Origin of the sequence: Paraburkholderia sp. CHISQ3 (genome assembly GCF_030464945.1) — a bacterium.
Lineage (GTDB): Bacteria > Pseudomonadota > Gammaproteobacteria > Burkholderiales > Burkholderiaceae > Paraburkholderia > Paraburkholderia megapolitana.
In genome coordinates this window covers 311,748-328,642 of sequence record NZ_JALPRG010000010.1, presented here as the reverse complement: position 1 = coordinate 328,642, position 16,895 = coordinate 311,748, and the positions used below count along the sequence as shown (strand labels likewise).

Below are 16,895 nucleotides of genomic sequence, written 5' to 3'. Positions count from 1 at the left end.
CACGGGAAATACGCAGCTATAGGTAAGAAGGTTCCTGAAAACCTGGCGATAGTGATCGTTGGCGAGTTTTTCAACAAAATGAGACGAACTCGGCCGGCGACGTCGGGCAGTAATCGGCCAGTTTCGGTAACTCGACAAGTTGCCCTGCATTGCCGACAATCTGCTTACGAACGATAGGTTGGGGGATTCGATGCTGACAGGTGGATGCTATTGCCGTGCGATCCGGTATGAAATTCATTCGAGTCCGCTCGACGCGACACTTTGCCACTGCGCCACGTGCCGGAAGGTATCTGCGGCACCAGCCGTTGCCTGGTTCAGTGTAAGCAAGAGCGGGCTCCTTTGGGTACGAGGCACACCGAAGACGTTTGAGTCCAGCCCAGGGGTTCTTCGGGCGTTTTGCAGTAATTGCGGGACACCATTGACCTATGCAAATGCAGGATTGTCCGACGTGGTTGATGTTTCGACCTGCTCACTCGATGAACCTGGCGAGACTCGTCCGGCAAGTCACATTTGGTGCAAATATCGGCTAACCTGGGATGGGCCAGTGGACGGTTTGCCTGAATATCCCGAAGCCGGCTAAAAGCACGACAGTAATTGCGACTGGACGTTTTTTCGTAGCGGATCGTCCGTAAGGGGGCGAGCTGAGCCGGTCGTAATAAGGCTCAGTTCGGCCGAGGCCGTTGTAGTCCATTCTCGCAAGCCGGCTTTAGCAGTTCCCGACTTATACGTACGTTTTGACACAGCCTCGGCCAAGAACTGCCGGTCGTGAACGACGGTTTTCGGGTGGTGATTCGATGTAGGTAGAGTGCAACGCTTCTCGTGCGCTCCTCCTACCGCGCCCCCAACGCCCAAGATGCTAATCCACAAAGTATGGAAGTTCGCAATCCGTGATTTCGTTGATCAACAGTGCTACGAATTGCTTTGGCGCGATCTGAAGAAACTCTTCGATCAGCCAGTGATACTTATTGCCAATCAAGCTCGAAAATCGCTGTGGTTTGTATCGAACGATAGAGCCCAAGTAGAACATCACTGCATAAATCGATGCAGGCTGGCGCAAAACACCGGATTCCGGATAGAGATAATACCGATAACCTTGGGGGAGAAGCAGTGGATGAACGATCTTTCTCAAATTGCTTCGTTGGCTCGCCAGTCTACTGAGAAAATTCACATTCGAAAAATTCACCGAGGTATTTTCAAGATCGTGAAACCCGGCGAGCGCTGGGGCAACGGCGCGAAATTGCCCGCCCAATTCAAAATTCTTGATTGACGCCCCCGAAGCCCTCACATCCGCGGATTCGAGTCGCAGTAAATGCCACATATCTCCAGATTTTCCAGTCGCCGCGCGCTGCTCCATCGCTGTAGCGTCGACCTTGCAGAAGCGCAACGGCGTATCGTAGGCGGTACAGAATGCCCTGTGTACACTCACGATATGGGAAAGCAAGGACTTGATCGATAAGTCAGCGGACCTCTCTCCGGCCGCGAAACGGACCGGAGTGCCGAGTGCTTCACACAGAGCGGGGAAAATCTGCAACTTGGTCGGTGTATTAGTCGTCCTCACACCAAAGACGGTCACTTTTTGTTTGTTGAGCGTAACGTACCCCGTACTATTGTTTGCCGGGTCCGCAATGCCGTGCGTGGCATGCTCAACCTCTTTCAATGTGTAGATTGTCGGCGTCTTCAGTAATAACGCTTTGCTAAGGTTTAGAAAACAGTAGTACCAAAGCAGCGGCGAGGTGTCAGACGAAGCGCTTGATGCAATGTGGTAGAAGCGCTCCGCCTGTTTGGCGAGCTCAAGCGCATCCGAACTACTAGGCTGGGGATAGTTGTCTCGGATCCAAAACCGAAGGTAACTCCACGGTTCGCGAAACGGAACTGATGAACCAGCATGAGTGCTGGCCGTATGTAAGCCGAAGCGCACGAGACTCTTCTGCCAAGTCGCGTAGCCAGTGTGAGCGGAAGGGGTAGGCAGTTTCATTGGAACCGTAGGCGTACTAGGGTGCACTAGACTGATTAACACCAGTATCATAGCGTAGCCTTAACACCTCGCATTTTCTGATCAGCACAGAAGCTGGGGCATTGGTCGCTTGAGTGCTCTGCAAATGTCGGGTTTGGGACGCGCGGTTCGGGTTTGCGAATGACGGCTTTGGGTTGAGGCTGTGTGAAAACGCAGTTCGAATGGACCATTCGAAAAACTCGACGCTCCAAATCGCGCTGTATTGGCTTGCTAGCGATTCGGGAAGGGTAAACACCCGAAAACCATGTGGTTTCGCGCTTTCACACAGCCTCGGTCGACAACAGCCTCCTGACGCAAGGAGCACCAACGCCATGTTCATGGCGTCGATTGGCGGATCGCGGTCGCTGAAACTCGCAATCTAGCTATGCTGCGACACCGTCAGAATGGTCGGGTGGGAAACACCGTACTCTTTCGCCAGTTCGCGGATTGAGGCTCCCGGTGTTCGCTTCGTCCTGAATCTCCGTCTTCTGTTTTTCGTTCAGCGCATCCCGACGTCCGAGCTTCTTTCCCTAGGCTTTCGCGCGGGCGAGTCCAGCATGTGTATCGGTGAACGTGTCACCCGGTTCAGAGACGTAACCGTCGAACTCTATGAACGCTACGCGCCTAGGATTGGTTCAGGATAACGGGGAAATTCCCAAGGAACGACGCTTGCCTAGAGCCCGGCCTGCCGGTGGTCATTTTGGCAGAGTGCTCTGCGCCAACTCGCGGTGAAACGTCATCTAGGGTGATACTCGAGAACGACGTGCGATACTTTGAACCAATGGACAACAATCCGGGGGAACAAGAAGATGACAATGTCCGCCATAGAGGGGCCGGGGGTCGATGCGCAGTTGCTCCAGCGACTACAGAGCTGGGGCATCGGCTTATTGACAGATGTTCAGCAGCGCGCGCTTGCCGCTGGTGTCGCCACCCGTCGCAGTCTTATCGTTAGTGCGCCAACGTCTTCCGGCAAGACCTTGGTGGGTGAGATTGCCGTCTTCTGTGCCTTACGATCTGGTCTCCGCGCAATCTATCTGGTTTCCCACAAAGCGCTCGCAGATCAGAAGTACCTCGATTTTGTCGCCCGCTTTGGCGAAGGTGCTGCTGAGCCCATAGGATCGGTTGGACTAAACACAGGTGATCGAACCGAAGGCGACATCAACGCGCAGTTGATGGTTGCGACCTACGAGAAGGCTCTGGGTCTGTTCCTGAGTGGCCAGATCAAACCGAACAATGCACTGGTCGTCGCGGACGAGCTGCAGATTCTTGGTGAGCCCGGGCGCGGGCCAGATATCGAAGCTCTTTGTTCAGCGCTACGTCAACGCGGCATCAAACAATTCGTGGCGTTGACAGCGACTGTCGCAAATCCCGAAGACATTGCCGGGTGGATGGAATGCGACCTCGTTCGCAGCACACACCGGGACGTGCCTCTCTACCAAGAAATTTGGTACGGTGGCCGTATCCATAGCACGAAGTTCGGCGACGACAGTGGACAAGAAGTGCGCGGCGGCGCCGCCACAACAAATGACGTTGGCGTCGTCGTCGATCATCTATTGCGCCTCGGGCGTGGTCCTGTTCTGGTATTCACGGAAAGCCGCCGCGAAGCGCAGAATTTCGCCACCGCGTTCGGGCAGAGTCGGCCCCGGGTCGGTATCGGCATCGCCCTGGCGCAGCAACTCGACTTATTCTCCGAGCCGACGGAAGCCTCCGATCAACTCCGCGAAAATGCAGAACGGCGTGTTGCCTTCCACACGGCCGATCTGTCGCCGCAGGAACGACAGGTTATCGAGGGGGGGTTCACCGACAGCAAGTTTGAGGTTTGCTTTGCCACTTCGACCCTTGCGGCCGGGGTGAATTTCCCGTTTCGGACGATTGTCTTTTCCAAGCTGACCTATCGCTTCGGCGACCGAGCGGGAAGCCACATTGTCCGGTCCGACTACCGCAATATGTCTGGACGGGCAGGCAGGCTGGGTATGCATCCTGATGGGTTCGCCGTGTTGCTGCCGCAAAACAATGTTGAACTCGCACATGCCAACACGCTGGTACTGCCCCACAACGATCGGCTCAATTCGCAACTGGTGAACCTAAGCCTGCGCAAGTCGATCTTGACACTGGTCGCCTCGGGGCTCGCCAGTAGCTTCTCTGAGGTGATGACGTTCTTCGAGAACACCTTGTATTGGTACCAGACGCTGGACCGGAATCCTGCAAAACTGGCAACGCTGACAACCGAAAGCCGTGCCGCCGTTGACTGGCTCAATATCAATGCACTGATTCGCGAGCACGCCGGTACCCTATTCATCACGCCTTTGGGAAATGCAGCCGCAATGTCTGGCTTGCTTCCTACCACGGCAGTCCAACTAGCTGCAATGCTTCGCGTCATCGGGCCAAACCTGGCAACGGACTTCGATGAGTGGATTCCGGGGTTGATCTACGCAGCGTGCGCCAGTGACGAATTCAGGGCTGAACGACCGTCCCGTTTCTTTCCTTACCCGTCACCGATAACGTACGAGTCGGTGACGTTCTGGGGGACAAGGCTGTTGCCTGTGGAGCTTGACCGCAACGATCTAAGGCTTGCGCAGTGCGCTCATGCAATCGCACTCTATGCCGAAGGGTTAGCAGATCGCAAGATTACACACACCACTCACGTGCCGGGCGGCATGATCCATCGCCTAGCGTTGGACGTCGCCTGGGTGCTCGATGGCATGCACAAACTCTCCACGACACCCGAACTCTGTTGCTCGCAATCGGTCAGCAATCAGATAGCCATGCTCGCGCGCCGCGTCCGCTGGGGTGCACCAACCGAAGCGCTAGATGTGCTGCGGGTCGCCGAACGACACGGGGTGCCCGGCTTCGGTCGGCAACGTGCCATGGGGCTTATCGCGCAGGGAATCGCAACGCTCCACGACGTTCTGGAAACCACGAAAGACAAACTCGTGCAATTACTGCGAAGCGAGCCGAGAGCACAAGCGCTGATCGATGCCGTCTCGAGCACCGTCGGTCTGGGGCCGAGTCGCCTAGCGGCCGCGCATCGCAAGACCGGACAAGAGTTGGGCATCGAGCGCCAAGTCAAGGCATGCGACGACGCTTTGGGTACCGACTATGAAGAGGCGATTGCGGTTCTGATGAGGGTCGAAGCGGCTTGGATTGTGACCGTGCTGGATGACGGTACACGGCCTAACGTTCCAGACTTGCTCATCGAGTTGGGTACTCAGAGCATTCTTCTGGAATGCAAGACGTGCACAAAATCGCCTGCCCTCATCAAGAAGGAGGAAGCTTGGGCGGTCATTCAGAAGGCCGCAGATTTTGACCCGGCGATGCGGCGGATAACATTGGGTAAGCCCGCGTTCGACGAGACCTCCAAGAAAAAGGCGGCGGCATCGAAGGACATCACGCTGATCGAGCACAGCGTGCTCATGGAAGGACTGCTGCGCGTACATGGGGGCTCGCTTTCTGCAATCGACTTCATGACTTGGCTTGGCAAGCCTGGCGTCGCTGAGCTTGAACGACTTGGTGGGAATCCAACCTATCTCGGTAAGTAGAGAGGCGGTGAGTAACGCGCGACCATACACGTTGCCCATCGGGGAGCTGCCGCTTGGTCGTGACCTCGTCAAAGTCGACGCCCGACTCGCGCTTGCCCGCTATATCGATGCGTTGCGATCGGTTCTTGGCGACATTCAATGCCACGTTATATATGACATGGATATTGGGCACGTCCCTCCGCAACCGTCGCTCGTTAACGGTACGTTGACTCAGGTCAGGCTGTGCGATGGATGCGGAACCATAGTTCAGCGACTGGCGTAGCGCGACCCACTACGCTGATCTTTTACCCGATGTGAGACCGGGTGCGATTAGTTTCGGTCATGGAACATAGCTCGTTTGGGTACACCGTAACGGGCCGAGCGCCGGGACGCCCAGAAGTGGATCAATAGGATCAACCGGGTATTTGATCCGTGCTATTATTGATCTATCAATTCAAATGATCCACTCAAAACAATGCGCAAACTCTATTACGGGCGGATTTCGACCACGGACGGCCAGTCCTCCGCGAGCCAGTACGAAGACGCCAGAGTGCACGGGGTACAGGACAAAGATGTTTTCATTGACGAGGGCGTCAGCGGCTACCACGTTGCTCCTGATGCACGGGAGCAGTGGCGCAAAGCCGAACACGATCTGCGGCACGGCGGCACTCTTATCGTGCGCTGGCTCGACCGCATCAGCCGCCGTTACGACGAGTTGCACGCCACCATGCGCCGACTCATGGAACTGGGTGTGCGCGTCGAATGCACACTCAACGGGATGGTCTTTGATGGAAAGGCCAAAGACGCCATCGAGAAAGCAACGCGCGACGCGGTGCTGGCGTTCATGGCCGCGCAGGGCGAAGCCGATTATCTGAACCGCGCCGAAATGCAGCGACGCGGCGTGGCGATCGCGAAGGCTGAAGGAAAATACAAGGGGCGCGCACGATCACATGACTACGCTGCAATCAAGGCATGGCGGACGGAACGCGGCGCGAGTATCCGGGTGACTGCCGAGAAGTTTGGCGTCGGCACAGCTACGGTCAAGCGGGCGTGCGCCGAGGACATGCCATCCTGATTGGTAGCCAACTACTGAAATCAATGCGGTCGGGAATCAATAAGTATGGCCGCAGTTGCTTACCGCGTTCGGGGGCGGCAACGGCATGGCAATTTACCGGACGTTTTATTACCGGACTTCGGCAAGTGCAAGCATCGGCGTTCGACAGAACCAATGCTACGGACAGTGAGGACACGAGAACACCGATAGGTTTAGCGTCGGCAGCGACAGTGAAACGTGTGGCGCAGCGCCTATCCAGATTAGAAACCTAGGGTTGGGCGACAGGCCATATGGCAAAATGGGGCTCAAATGCCTCCCTTTTTTGGAGCAAGCCCGCAGTGATCCCTACCGCCATGTTTTTTTCGCGCTACCGTTCGTTTTTGGAGCCGGAGCGGCTCGACCTCGCACCGCTAACGGTAATTATCGGTAGAAACGGAAGCGGCAAGAGCGTTCTCACCCGACTACCACTCTTAATCGCCGGAGGCCTTTCGGCCAGCGCGGACTCCGTTCTGGACTTAAGTGCAGGCGGGGTAAACCACGCTGCTCGTTTCGAGGACCTTATTCACCAGAGGTCGGCCCAACCATTCACCCTTGGAGCCGAAATATCGGACGGACGTCGATCACTCAGCTTTCTTACGACTCTTCGTTATCTAGTTGAACGCCACGCGTTAGGCATTGAAGGGTTCGAACTAGCGGATCAGGACGGCCCCATAGTGAGTATCGAAGCCTCCCGCCCAGAGGACATTGGCAATGCGGAAGGAGTATTTACCGTGCGCGCCAGAGGTGTCGGCGCTGCCAGCACCGCTGAGGTTGGTTTCGTTGGACTGTTTGCGAATTCAATTCGGGGCTGCGGCGACATTAACTTCCGCATCGCAGAAGCACATAAAGAGTTTTCAACAGCCTTCGAGTCTCCCTCGTACCTAGGTCCGTTTAGATCGGAACAAGGTTCTGCAGCGCGCGTCGCGCATCAAGGTGCCCGGGGACTTGGCCCTAGGGGAGAGAATGCCATCGACCTGCTCGGCGCTGACGCCTTGCGCAGTAGTGGCGATATAGGGCGAGCGGTGGAGGAGTGGTTCGACCGTTCAATGGCAGGGAATCGTGTCAAGCTCGACCGCATTGGTAGTTTCGTTCGTATGCTCGTCCACGATCCGATTCGGAACATTGACGTTGATATGTCGGAAACTGGAGCAGGGTTCGCCCAAGCATTCCCGATAGTAGTGCAAGCGTTTTGCATCCAGATGAAAAGTATCTCCAGCCCTATCTCAATCGTCGAGCAGCCTGAACTCCACTTGCATCCTAGTGCGCACGGGGAATTAGCCGACCTTATCGCGTCTACCGCGAATAGCTGCGATACCCGTTGCAGATATATCTGCGAGACCCACTCAGAGCAGTTCATTACGCGCATTCGACGACGCATCGCAGAAGGTCAGATTCCGAATACGTCCGTGAAAATAATTTCTGTCGCGCATCAAAGTGAACCCGCTGGGAGGCTCGAACCACTGCGTGCGATCGGAATCGACCCACAAGGAAACATGGATTCTTGGCCAATCGGAGTTTTCGACGAGGCGTTCGATGACTTGGTACATATGCACAGCGCGCAGCAAGGGGGACAGGCTGAAGAGGATCGTTCGTGAACATTCGAATTTCTTCGAGCGTTTTAAACAATCCCCGATGGCATTCGGTCCTTGATGTACTGTTCGAACTCACGATGCAGAACGACAGTCCCCACAGCTTCGACGTCGGTAACTACCCCCGGCTGGTCGCCAGCTCATGGCTGCGCGGCGGCGGAAACGAACGATTGACAACTCTCGAGGTGCTCCGGGCCGCAATGAAGCATGCAAGTCGTAACGCAGTGGCAGCACCGGTCGTGCTCGAAGTTGATGATCTCGCCCCCGTTTCCGGGCGTACCGAGGGAGATAACACCATTGTTGCGCACCCCCTAGGGGCGCTTGCAATCTTAATGCAGCCTCTGCACGTGATCGTTGAGGACGAGACTTCGGACGGCGGCTTCTTCCTGTGGATGGCACGCCTACTCGGTATCGATGCGATAATACGTGCCTACCGTAGCGGTCGGTTGCTGTTCAGGCACGCGGGTGGGAAAGGTCAGTTCAAGAAATGCGCCATGGCGTTGAGCTACGGCATATGGCCCAGGCCCAACAATCCGATTCTTGCGCTACGTCTTCGAGCAATTGCAATATTAGACAGTGACGCTCGCTTTCCTGGTGACGAACCAAATGCGGCTATCCGTGACGGCGTGAGCGACCATGTTGCACACGTACACGTACTCGAGGGTAGGTACATCGAAAACTACGTGCCGGACCCGTTTGTGCGACGTCGGCTGTCGGACGTAGGGCGGCATATGGCGATCGAGCCGTTCTTGCGGATGACAACGAACCAGCGCGCGTTCTTTCCTATCAAGAGGGGCTTCAAAAAGGCTGACTCGGCAGTGCAGACACGGGCGGCGTTTCTAGCGGACGACACTCGCGACACACGAGAGAAAAGCCTGTTCGAAAGCATCAACCCTGCCGACTGGGATGTACTGGCGGATGGGTTCGGCGATGTGCTTTCCACCGTGTACCACGACTCTTCATACCGATGCGAGCCCGGTCGAGAACATCTGCTTTCACCGTCGCAACGTAGCGAATTGCGGCAAATCCTGACTACCATAGCCCGTTACTTGTGACCTAGACACTGCGAACTTTCATGAGCAACCTTGCACCGGCCGCTAGCGCCCGACCAGACATTATTTCGCTCGACGTCCTCCTAAACGACGTTGACGAAGGTCGAGTGCATATTCCCCAGTTCCAACGTCCGTACGTTTGGACGCCCCAAATGATGCGGGACCTGTTCGAAAGCGTACTGAATGGCTACCCCATTGGCTCGCTCCTCTTCTGGACGCCGCGAGAATCGGACGTGCGGACGATGACGCATATTGGGCCGCTGCCAGCGCCACAAAAAAACCCGCAAACGCCAATTTCTTTGGTGCTTGATGGGCATCAACGGTTGGCAACGCTCTATGGCGTCTTGCGCCTGCCCGAAGAGTTCCCCAAAGACGAGACTGCGGGGGCGGACAAGCTTGGCTGGTGGCTAGGCTACGACCTTGAGATGGAAGAGCCCCGACAACTGCGTCGGCCAGCTGATTTCGATAACCCATCTATTTTGCCCCTGCGTACGGTGTTGAAAACCGCAGATTTCGTTCGATTTGCTAGGGCCGTCGATGCGAGCCCTGCGCTCAGCGCGACGCAGAAGAGTACATATATTGACCGTGCCGACCGTGTTCAGCGAGCAATCCGAGACTATCGAATTGCGCTCACTACTATGAAAGACGGGACGGTCGACGATGCTGTTGCCATTTTCTCCCGCATCAACAGAAGCGGGCGACGGATAACCACAGACCAAATGGCAGTGGCGCTAACATATCACCAAGGTTTCAATCTCGAGTATGCGCTCGATGCCATTTTGGCCGAACTTGATCGCTACGGCTTCGGCGATGTAAGCCGGACTGTCGTCTTACAGAGTCTTCTTCGCGGCGCGGGCAGGAACTTCGCGAAGCCAAAGTTCGAAGAACTCCGACAAACTGACGGCCAGATCGCGCTCGAAAGCGCGACCAAGCCCGTCACAGAGAGCCTGCTCAGTGCCGCCCAATTTCTTAATCAAAGTATTGGATTTAGCACCGGCCGCCTACTTCCGTACGCTATGCAGTTGCTGCTGCTGGGTGTTTTTTTCTTCGAACGCAAAATCAGCAATGACGCGATCGACGAGAAGTCGCGCGAGGTCCTTGTGCGCTGGTTCTGGGCTACATCGTTCTCTGGATGGTTCTCCTCGGCCAATTCTGCCGAAGTCCAAGACGCCGTCGAGGCAATGGAGCGATTTGCGAAAGCGAAAGATATCGGCGGAAAGTCAGCGTTCGAAGAGTTTTTTCTGGATCGGCCGCTGCGACCTTTCCCGAAGACTTTTGACCGGAGGTCTGCGCGCATCCGTTCAATGCTCTTAATCCAAATCGCGAAAGGCCCCTTGCTTGATCCAATTTCGGGTGCGGAAATCAATGGGTCATCGCTTCTAGCAGATGAAGATCGTCGAGACCTGCCATATGTTTTTGCTCCGGATGGAACACGCGCGGCCCGCAGCCCGGCTAATCGGATGCTACTAGACAGGAAACACGGCGGTGCCGTGCGAAGTGCGCTGGTTACGAGTATAGACAGCGCCGTGGCATTGGAGAGTCATGCCATAAACCAAGAGGCGAGGTCAGCACTCCAGCAGCGAGACTTGGAAACGTTCGTTAAAGCGCGCGAGAAGGCCTTGCGTGTCCAGGAGGAAGAGTTTTTGCAGCGCTTCGATCTAGTCATCGGAGAGTTCGTGGAGCAATCCGATGAGGAGGCTGACGTTGACGAAGACTGATTGCTGTAGGCGCATATACAGCACTTGCTCGTCGGATGCTCTTTGAATTGGAGAACAAGAGCCCCTCCCCTAGAGCGTCAGTAATTTTCGCCGATCACGGAAACGCGATTGAGGCGCTCAACGATATTGTCGGTGAATGCCCCATAGTTTGATTGGATGATCGCGACGCTCGTGCCCGTTAGCTCGGCCACCGTGTAAACGTCGATGCCCTGTGCGATTGCCTCGCTGATATAGGTATGCCGCATGCAATATAAAACCGCATCCAACAAACCAGCGATTTCTCGAGCCTCCCGGAATGCCCGCCCCCAAATGGGCGCGGTCCACCGCTGTCCGTCTGTAGTGGTCAATAACGGCGCATTGGCGATCTTATCTTTAGCCTGCGTCGCGAAGAATTCACGCGCCTTGTCCGACAGCGGCACCTTGCGACTGCCAGTCTTGCCGTTGAGCATCAAGACCCCCGCACTACGGTCGAAGTCGGCCACATTGGCGCTCGCAACTTCGCCCGGCCGCGCTCCAATATGTAGCAATGCAATCGCGAGCGTGCGTAAATCGCCAGGCATCGACTGAAGTAAGCAAGTACGTTGCTCAGCGGTCAACCAGCCTTTCCGGCGGGTACCGACATCAGGGAATTGATTAACCTCCTTCCATCCCGCATCGCTCGAAACAAGTTTGAGACGCGCCTTGGCATAGTTCAACGCCGCTTTCAACGACTTGAGATTGCGGTTTACGGAATCCTTGGCGCGCTTGTAGCTTTCTTCATCATCGGGGGAAGCGTCGTCTAGTTGTGAATTCCGCCACCGCTCGACGTCCAAAGGGCGCAGCCTTGCGATGTTGACCATGCCGATGGGCTTCTCATAGACCAATCGCTTAAATCTGCCCTCGGCGTCGTGAGCTGTAGCTTCACCCTTCTCCAAACGCCGATTCTCGACATACAGGCGACATATGTCGGCGACCGTTTTTCTGTCATGGTGAACACCCGCCGCCAACTCATCCGCCCACCGTTCAATCCCTTTGCGCGCCTCGTTGTACTCGCAAAGTGCATCACCGAACGAGCTGAACTGGTATTTGCCACCCTCGCTCATGCGACGTCCGATCCAAGTGCCCGCCCCCGATTCCAACTTACGGTACCCGACGTGAACGCCCGTGCTTATGCGCTCCCAATACGGCTCACGGCGCGGCGCAAGTTTGGCGCGCGCCGTTTTCGTCTGAATGCTTATTTTCATCATGCAAAACCCCGACCAAGTTCCGTATACGGATTTTATACGGAAAATCACTGCCGGACGAACCCGAACGAAATCGAACAAACTTCTTAATTATCAATATCTTATTTCACCCACTGCGGACCTCCCCGAACGGCGTCGGACGGTAAATTTTGCCCTCGGTGGGCATAAATCGACCGAACATGGAAATCCCGGTAAATGGTCACGTGATGGCTGACATAAAACCGCAACATTGTACCGGTGTGGGACGGTTGCGGCACTCTCTGTGTCACTCCATCGTGGCCATTCACCACGCATAGCGGCTCTCCGTGCCGCTTCCGACGCTTCGGTTATTCGCTGTAGAAATTCTGCGCGCCGGCAAAATTATCGAACTTCGTATATTGGCCGTGGAACGTGAGCCGAACAGGCCCGATCGGACCATTCCGCTGCTTGCCGATGATGATTTCGGCGGTGCCTTTGTCGGGACTGTCCGGGTTGTAGACTTCATCGCGATAGATGAACAGGATGATGTCCGCATCCTGTTCGATGGCGCCCGACTCGCGCAGGTCCGACATGATCGGACGTTTGTTGGGCCGCTGTTCGAGGCCGCGATTCAGCTGCGACAGTGCGATCACCGGCACGTCGAGCTCTTTGGCAAGGCTCTTTAGCGAACGTGAGATTTCGGAGATTTCAGTTGCACGGTTTTCGCCCTGCGAAGACGATCCGCTCATCAGCTGCAGGTAGTCGACGATGATCAACCCGAGCTTGCCGCATTGCCGCGACAGGCGCCGCGCGCGCGAGCGCAATTCCATCGGGTTCAGGCCGCCGGTTTCATCGATGAACATTTGTGCCTCGCTCATCTTCTGCACCGCGTGCGTGAGCTTCGGCCAGTCTTCGTCGGTCAGCCGGCCGGTACGCATGCGGTGCTGATCGAGCCGGCCGACCGAGCCGAGCATCCGCATGGTCAGCTGCGTACCCGGCATTTCCATCGAGAACACCGCGACCGGCAGTCCGTACTCGACTGCAACGTATTCGCCGATGTTCATAGAAAATGCGGTTTTTCCCATTGACGGCCGACCCGCCACGATGATCAGTTCCCCACCATGCATCCCCGACGTCATCCGGTCGAGATCGACGAAGCCGGTAGGCGTACCGGTCACATCGCTGGGATTCGCCGTGTGATAAAGCGTATCGATCCGCTCCACAACCTGCGTGAGCAGCGGCCCGATCTCGAGAAAGCCTTGGGTACCGCGGGCACCATCCTCGGCAATCGAAAACACCTTCGATTCCGCTTCGTCCAGCAATTGCCGGACTTCCTTGCCCTGCGGGTTGAACGCGTCGGCGGAAATTTCATCCGCCACCGACACGAGCCTACGTAGCACCGCCCGGTCACGCACGATTTCCGCATAACGCCGGATGTTCGCCGCGCTCGGCGTGTTCTGCGCCAGCGCATTCAGGTAAGCGAGCCCGCCCACATCATCGGCCTTGCCTGCCGTGCCGAGCGCCTCGTAGACCGTGATTACGTCCGCGGGACGGGTCGCCGCGATCAGGCGCCCGATGTGTTCGTAGATGATCCGGTGGTCGTAGCGATAGAAATCGCCCTGCGACAGAAAATCCGCGATGCGGTCCCACGCGGCGTTGTCCAGCAGCAAACCACCGAGTACCGATTGCTCGGCCTCGATCGAATGCGGCGGAACCTTCAGCGATTCGATTTGGGGATCTTTCGGTGCGTTCATGGGGAGGAATTATCGGGCAAACCGGCGCTGGGAGGAACGGTTTCCAAACCCTGTAGCAAACAAAAAAGGCAGGGGCCGGTTTCCCGGCCCCTGCCTCTGCTCTAGCGCGAGGCTAGAGCGACTCCTGCCTACCGTACCTGGCTACGTCCACACGGCCCGGGCAGACTGCCCGGTCGGCGCACGCCAGCCAGAACCGGCTTAAACGTGTTCGCCCAGCACCGACACCGTGACGTCGACCAGCACGTCGGTGTGCAGCGAGACTTGCACCGGATGGTCGCCGACCAGCTTGAGCGGACCTTCCGGCAGACGCACTTGCGCCTTTTCGACAGCGAAGCCTTGCTTGCCCAGTGCTGCGGCGATGTCGGCGTTCGTGACCGAGCCGAACAGACGACCGTCGACACCGGCCTTCTGTGCGATCTGGACGGTCGAACCGGCCAGCTTTTCGCCTTGAGCCTGAGCGGCTGCCAGCTTTTCAGCGGCGACCTTTTCGAGTTCCGCGCGGCGGACTTCGAATTCGGCGATCGCGGTCTTCGTGGCACGGCGAGCCTGCTTTTTCGGGATCAGGAAGTTACGTGCGTAACCGTCCTTGACCTTGACGATGTCGCCGAGGTTACCCACGTTGACGACTTTTTCGAGAAGAATGATCTGCATTCGGATGCTCCTTGTAGCGTCGTCGGGTTAGGCCTTGTGCTGGTCGGTGTACTGCACCAGCGCGAGGAAACGCGCGCGCTTGATAGCCGTATCCAGCTGACGTTGATAGTGGGCCTTGGTACCCGTCAGACGCGCCGGCGTGATCTTGCCGTTTTCGCCGATGAAGTCCTTCAGCGTTTCGATGTCCTTGTAGTCGATCTGATCGACGCCAGCAGCCGTGAAACGGCAGAACTTCTTGCGCTTGAAGAGCGGGTTTTGTTGCTGACGACGCTTGTCGAATTTCTTACCAGTCGGGCGGGGCATGATTAGTCCTTTCCTGTGTCCTGCAATTCTGTGATGTGAAACACCAGGGTTCTCGCATTGCGGCTTTTTTTCGCCAGGAAACCGGTGAAGAGCGTTTCGACGCCCATCTCGCAGTTTTCCAGCTTGCCGCTCGCTTCACCGGCTGCCACCGCCTGCATCGTCAGTTCAACCTGCCGGGCAATGCCCGCTTCGACGACTTCGGCACGGTGGTGCAGCGTACAGCTTGCGATCGGAACGCCGGCGGGGGTGTACCGCACCGGTTCGCGTTCAACGACGCTCGCCTTGAGCTGCAGCCTGTTCACGTCAGCGATATGCTTTCCTGATGGCTTGGTTCTTTAAGCCTGCGCTTCGGACGGCTGGGCAGCCGCCTTCTTGGCTTCTTCGCGCTGCACTTCCTTCATCATCGGCGACGGGCCGGTTTCGGCCTTCTTCATCTTGACGATCAGGTGACGCAGAACGGCATCGTTGAACTTGAACGCGTGTTCGAGTTCGTCGAGCGTGGTCTGGTCGCACTCGATGTTCATGCAGACGTAGTGAGCCTTCGCGAGTTTCTCGATCATGTAGGCCAGCTGACGGCGGCCCCAGTCTTCGATGCGGTGGATCTGACCACCGTGCGACGTGATCGTGGACTTGTAACGCTCGATCATGGCGGGCACTTGCTCGCTCTGATCGGGGTGCACGATAAAGACGATTTCATAATGACGCATACACACTCCTTGTGGATTAAAGCCACCCGGGCGTCGAACCGGTGTAGCAAGAGAGAAGCCCAAGATTCTAACTGGATCGGGGGGCTGATGCAACTGATATCACCAGATCGGCGGTGAATTCGGCCGTATTTTCAACGACTTGCGGACCTTACGGGGGCCGCCTCGGTAGTCGCACCTGCTCCAGTCGGGCACGTGATCCAGCCTCGGGGCGCCCGCGAAGGCCCGCGCTGCCTCGGCCGGAGCCTGTTACTCGACACTGCTCCAGTAGTCGGCCCGCGCGTAGGCCGCCTTCAGATAGTCGATGAAATAGCGCACTTTGGCCGGTACATACCGCTGCTGCGGGTAGACCGCGAGAATGTCGTAGTCGGGCAACGCGTAGTCGTCGAGCACGGTTTCGAGTTCGCCGCGCGCAAGCTGCTGCTGGATCTCCCAGGTCGAGCGCCAGCCGAGCCCAAGCCCCTCGGACACCCAGCGGTGCAGCAACTCTCCGTCGTTACAGTCGAGCGTACCGCCGACCCGCACCGTCACCAGCTTGCCGTTGCGCCGGAAATACCAGCCGCGGTTCTGGCCGCCCTGCAGGTTGAACGCGAGGCAGTTGTGCTGCGGCAGGTCGTCGAGTGCTTTCGGCTTGCCGTGCTTCCTGAAGTAGGCGGGCGTGCCGCACACCACGCGCCGGTTCGACGCGAGCTTCACCGCCACGAAATTCGGATCGACCGATCCGCCGATCCGGATCGACAGGTCGTAGCCCTCGCGTACCAGATCCACCACGCGATCGGTCAGGTTGAACGACACCTGCAAATCGGGCTTGTCGGCAAGAAACGCGGGCGCCAGCGGCGCGACGTGCTTGCGGCCGAAGGCGGCCGGCGCCGACACGATCAGATGGCCGTTCACCGCGCGGCGCCCCGCTGTCAGCTCGTTTTCCGCCTGATCCCATTCGGTCAGCAGGCCCCGGCAGCGTTCGAGGAACGCCGCGCCCTCCTCGCTGACGACGAGCCGCCGCGTCGACCGGTACATCAGCTTCACGCCGAGCCGCTGTTCGAGCGCATCGATGCGCCGCCCAAGAATCACCGGCGACACGCCCTCTTCCAGCGCCGCCGCGGCAAGACTGCCGGCGTCCGCGACCCGTACGAAGGTTTCAATCTGCTTGAAGCGGTCCATCGTCGTCTCCTCTCCCTGTGTGCCCTGGCGCCGGTGTCTACCTGAACCGGCTACCGGACTGTCGCCATCATTCAATACTTTTTGTTTCGAAACAAGCGACCCGCGCTGATCTTATCAAACCTTTAGGTGAGGCCTAAAGTCGCTCCACCAGCCTTTGCAGCCATTCCCGGTATTTGCA

The 16,895-nt window shown here is 57.3% G+C and carries 13 protein-coding genes and 1 pseudogene; 6 read left to right on the top strand and 8 right to left on the bottom strand.

What is annotated here, in order from left to right:
• Window positions 1-319: 319 nt before the first annotated feature.
• A pseudogene (locus M0D65_RS33165) lies at window positions 320-580 on the top strand (GFA family protein); the annotation flags it as partial.
• 276 nt (window positions 581-856) lie between these two features.
• On the opposite strand, the gene M0D65_RS24040 reads toward M0D65_RS33165, so the two are convergent.
• Complete coding sequence (locus M0D65_RS24040) at window positions 857-1,975, bottom strand: YaaC family protein (RefSeq protein ID WP_266254860.1); 1,119 nt, start codon at window positions 1,973-1,975, stop codon at window positions 857-859.
• Window positions 1,976-2,808: 833 nt separating this feature from the next.
• On the opposite strand from M0D65_RS24040, the gene M0D65_RS24035 reads away from it, so the two are divergent.
• The 5 genes from M0D65_RS24035 (at window position 2,809) to M0D65_RS24015 (ending at window position 10,963) form a co-directional block, all read left to right on the top strand.
• Window positions 2,809-5,532 (top strand): DEAD/DEAH box helicase, encoded by a 2,724-nt coding sequence (locus M0D65_RS24035; RefSeq protein WP_266254859.1) that lies wholly within the window; start codon window positions 2,809-2,811, stop codon window positions 5,530-5,532.
• A 454-nt stretch (window positions 5,533-5,986) separates the two neighbouring features.
• Window positions 5,987-6,586 (top strand): recombinase family protein, encoded by a 600-nt coding sequence (locus M0D65_RS24030; RefSeq protein WP_266254858.1) that lies wholly within the window; start codon window positions 5,987-5,989, stop codon window positions 6,584-6,586.
• 269 nt (window positions 6,587-6,855) lie between these two features.
• The gene (locus M0D65_RS24025) at window positions 6,856-8,199 is read left to right on the top strand and encodes an AAA family ATPase (protein WP_266254857.1); all 1,344 of its coding nucleotides are present in this window, start codon (window positions 6,856-6,858) and stop codon (window positions 8,197-8,199) included.
• Window positions 8,196-9,248 (top strand): hypothetical protein, encoded by a 1,053-nt coding sequence (locus tag M0D65_RS24020; RefSeq protein WP_266254856.1) that lies wholly within the window; start codon window positions 8,196-8,198, stop codon window positions 9,246-9,248. Before M0D65_RS24025 ends, M0D65_RS24020 begins: the two co-directional genes overlap by 4 nt.
• Before the next feature lie 20 nt (window positions 9,249-9,268).
• The gene (locus tag M0D65_RS24015) at window positions 9,269-10,963 is read left to right on the top strand and encodes a DUF262 domain-containing protein (RefSeq protein WP_266254855.1); all 1,695 of its coding nucleotides are present in this window, start codon (window positions 9,269-9,271) and stop codon (window positions 10,961-10,963) included.
• Window positions 10,964-11,040: 77 nt separating this feature from the next.
• Here the strand turns inward: M0D65_RS24015 and M0D65_RS24010 are convergent, their stop codons facing one another.
• The 7 genes from M0D65_RS24010 to M0D65_RS23980 all read right to left on the bottom strand — a co-directional run bounded on the left by M0D65_RS24010 (window position 11,041) and on the right by M0D65_RS23980 (window position 16,717).
• Complete coding sequence (locus tag M0D65_RS24010) at window positions 11,041-12,189, bottom strand: site-specific integrase (RefSeq protein WP_266254854.1); 1,149 nt, start codon at window positions 12,187-12,189, stop codon at window positions 11,041-11,043.
• A 323-nt stretch (window positions 12,190-12,512) separates the two neighbouring features.
• A complete protein-coding gene (locus M0D65_RS24005) occupies window positions 12,513-13,898 on the bottom strand; it encodes a replicative DNA helicase (protein ID WP_091016369.1) in 1,386 nt (461 codons plus the stop codon).
• Between the two features lie 198 nt (window positions 13,899-14,096).
• Window positions 14,097-14,549 (bottom strand): 50S ribosomal protein L9, encoded by a 453-nt coding sequence (gene rplI / locus M0D65_RS24000; protein WP_091016367.1) that lies wholly within the window; start codon window positions 14,547-14,549, stop codon window positions 14,097-14,099.
• 27 nt (window positions 14,550-14,576) lie between these two features.
• Window positions 14,577-14,852: a 30S ribosomal protein S18 gene (rpsR, locus tag M0D65_RS23995; protein ID WP_091016365.1), complete on the bottom strand. Its 276-nt coding sequence runs from the start codon at window positions 14,850-14,852 to the stop codon at window positions 14,577-14,579.
• 2 nt (window positions 14,853-14,854) lie between these two features.
• Complete coding sequence (priB, locus tag M0D65_RS23990; protein WP_091016363.1) at window positions 14,855-15,154, bottom strand: primosomal replication protein N; 300 nt, start codon at window positions 15,152-15,154, stop codon at window positions 14,855-14,857.
• 33 nt (window positions 15,155-15,187) lie between these two features.
• Window positions 15,188-15,559, bottom strand: a complete 372-nt coding sequence (rpsF, locus tag M0D65_RS23985) for a 30S ribosomal protein S6 (RefSeq protein ID WP_091016361.1) — start codon at window positions 15,557-15,559, stop codon at window positions 15,188-15,190.
• A gap of 246 nt (window positions 15,560-15,805) precedes the next feature.
• Window positions 15,806-16,717: a LysR family transcriptional regulator gene (locus M0D65_RS23980; RefSeq protein ID WP_091016358.1), complete on the bottom strand. Its 912-nt coding sequence runs from the start codon at window positions 16,715-16,717 to the stop codon at window positions 15,806-15,808.
• Between the last annotated feature and the right edge of the window lie 178 nt (window positions 16,718-16,895).

Bases quoted from the DNA above. Each gene is read 5' to 3' on its own strand.
- M0D65_RS24040 (WP_266254860.1), bottom strand. From the start codon at position 1,975: ATGAAACTGCCTACCCCTTCCGCTCACACTGGCTACGCGACTTGGCAG.
- M0D65_RS24035 (WP_266254859.1), top strand. From the start codon at position 2,809: ATGTCCGCCATAGAGGGGCCGGGGGTCGATGCGCAGTTGCTCCAGCGA.
- M0D65_RS24030 (WP_266254858.1), top strand. From the start codon at position 5,987: ATGCGCAAACTCTATTACGGGCGGATTTCGACCACGGACGGCCAGTCC.
- M0D65_RS24025 (WP_266254857.1), top strand. From the start codon at position 6,856: ATGGCAAAATGGGGCTCAAATGCCTCCCTTTTTTGGAGCAAGCCCGCA.
- M0D65_RS24015 (WP_266254855.1), top strand. From the start codon at position 9,269: ATGAGCAACCTTGCACCGGCCGCTAGCGCCCGACCAGACATTATTTCG.
- M0D65_RS24010 (WP_266254854.1), bottom strand. From the start codon at position 12,189: ATGATGAAAATAAGCATTCAGACGAAAACGGCGCGCGCCAAACTTGCG.
- M0D65_RS24005 (WP_091016369.1), bottom strand. From the start codon at position 13,898: ATGAACGCACCGAAAGATCCCCAAATCGAATCGCTGAAGGTTCCGCCG.
- rplI (WP_091016367.1), bottom strand. From the start codon at position 14,549: ATGCAGATCATTCTTCTCGAAAAAGTCGTCAACGTGGGTAACCTCGGC.
- rpsR (WP_091016365.1), bottom strand. From the start codon at position 14,852: ATGCCCCGCCCGACTGGTAAGAAATTCGACAAGCGTCGTCAGCAACAA.
- rpsF (WP_091016361.1), bottom strand. From the start codon at position 15,559: ATGCGTCATTATGAAATCGTCTTTATCGTGCACCCCGATCAGAGCGAG.
- M0D65_RS23980 (WP_091016358.1), bottom strand. From the start codon at position 16,717: ATGGACCGCTTCAAGCAGATTGAAACCTTCGTACGGGTCGCGGACGCC.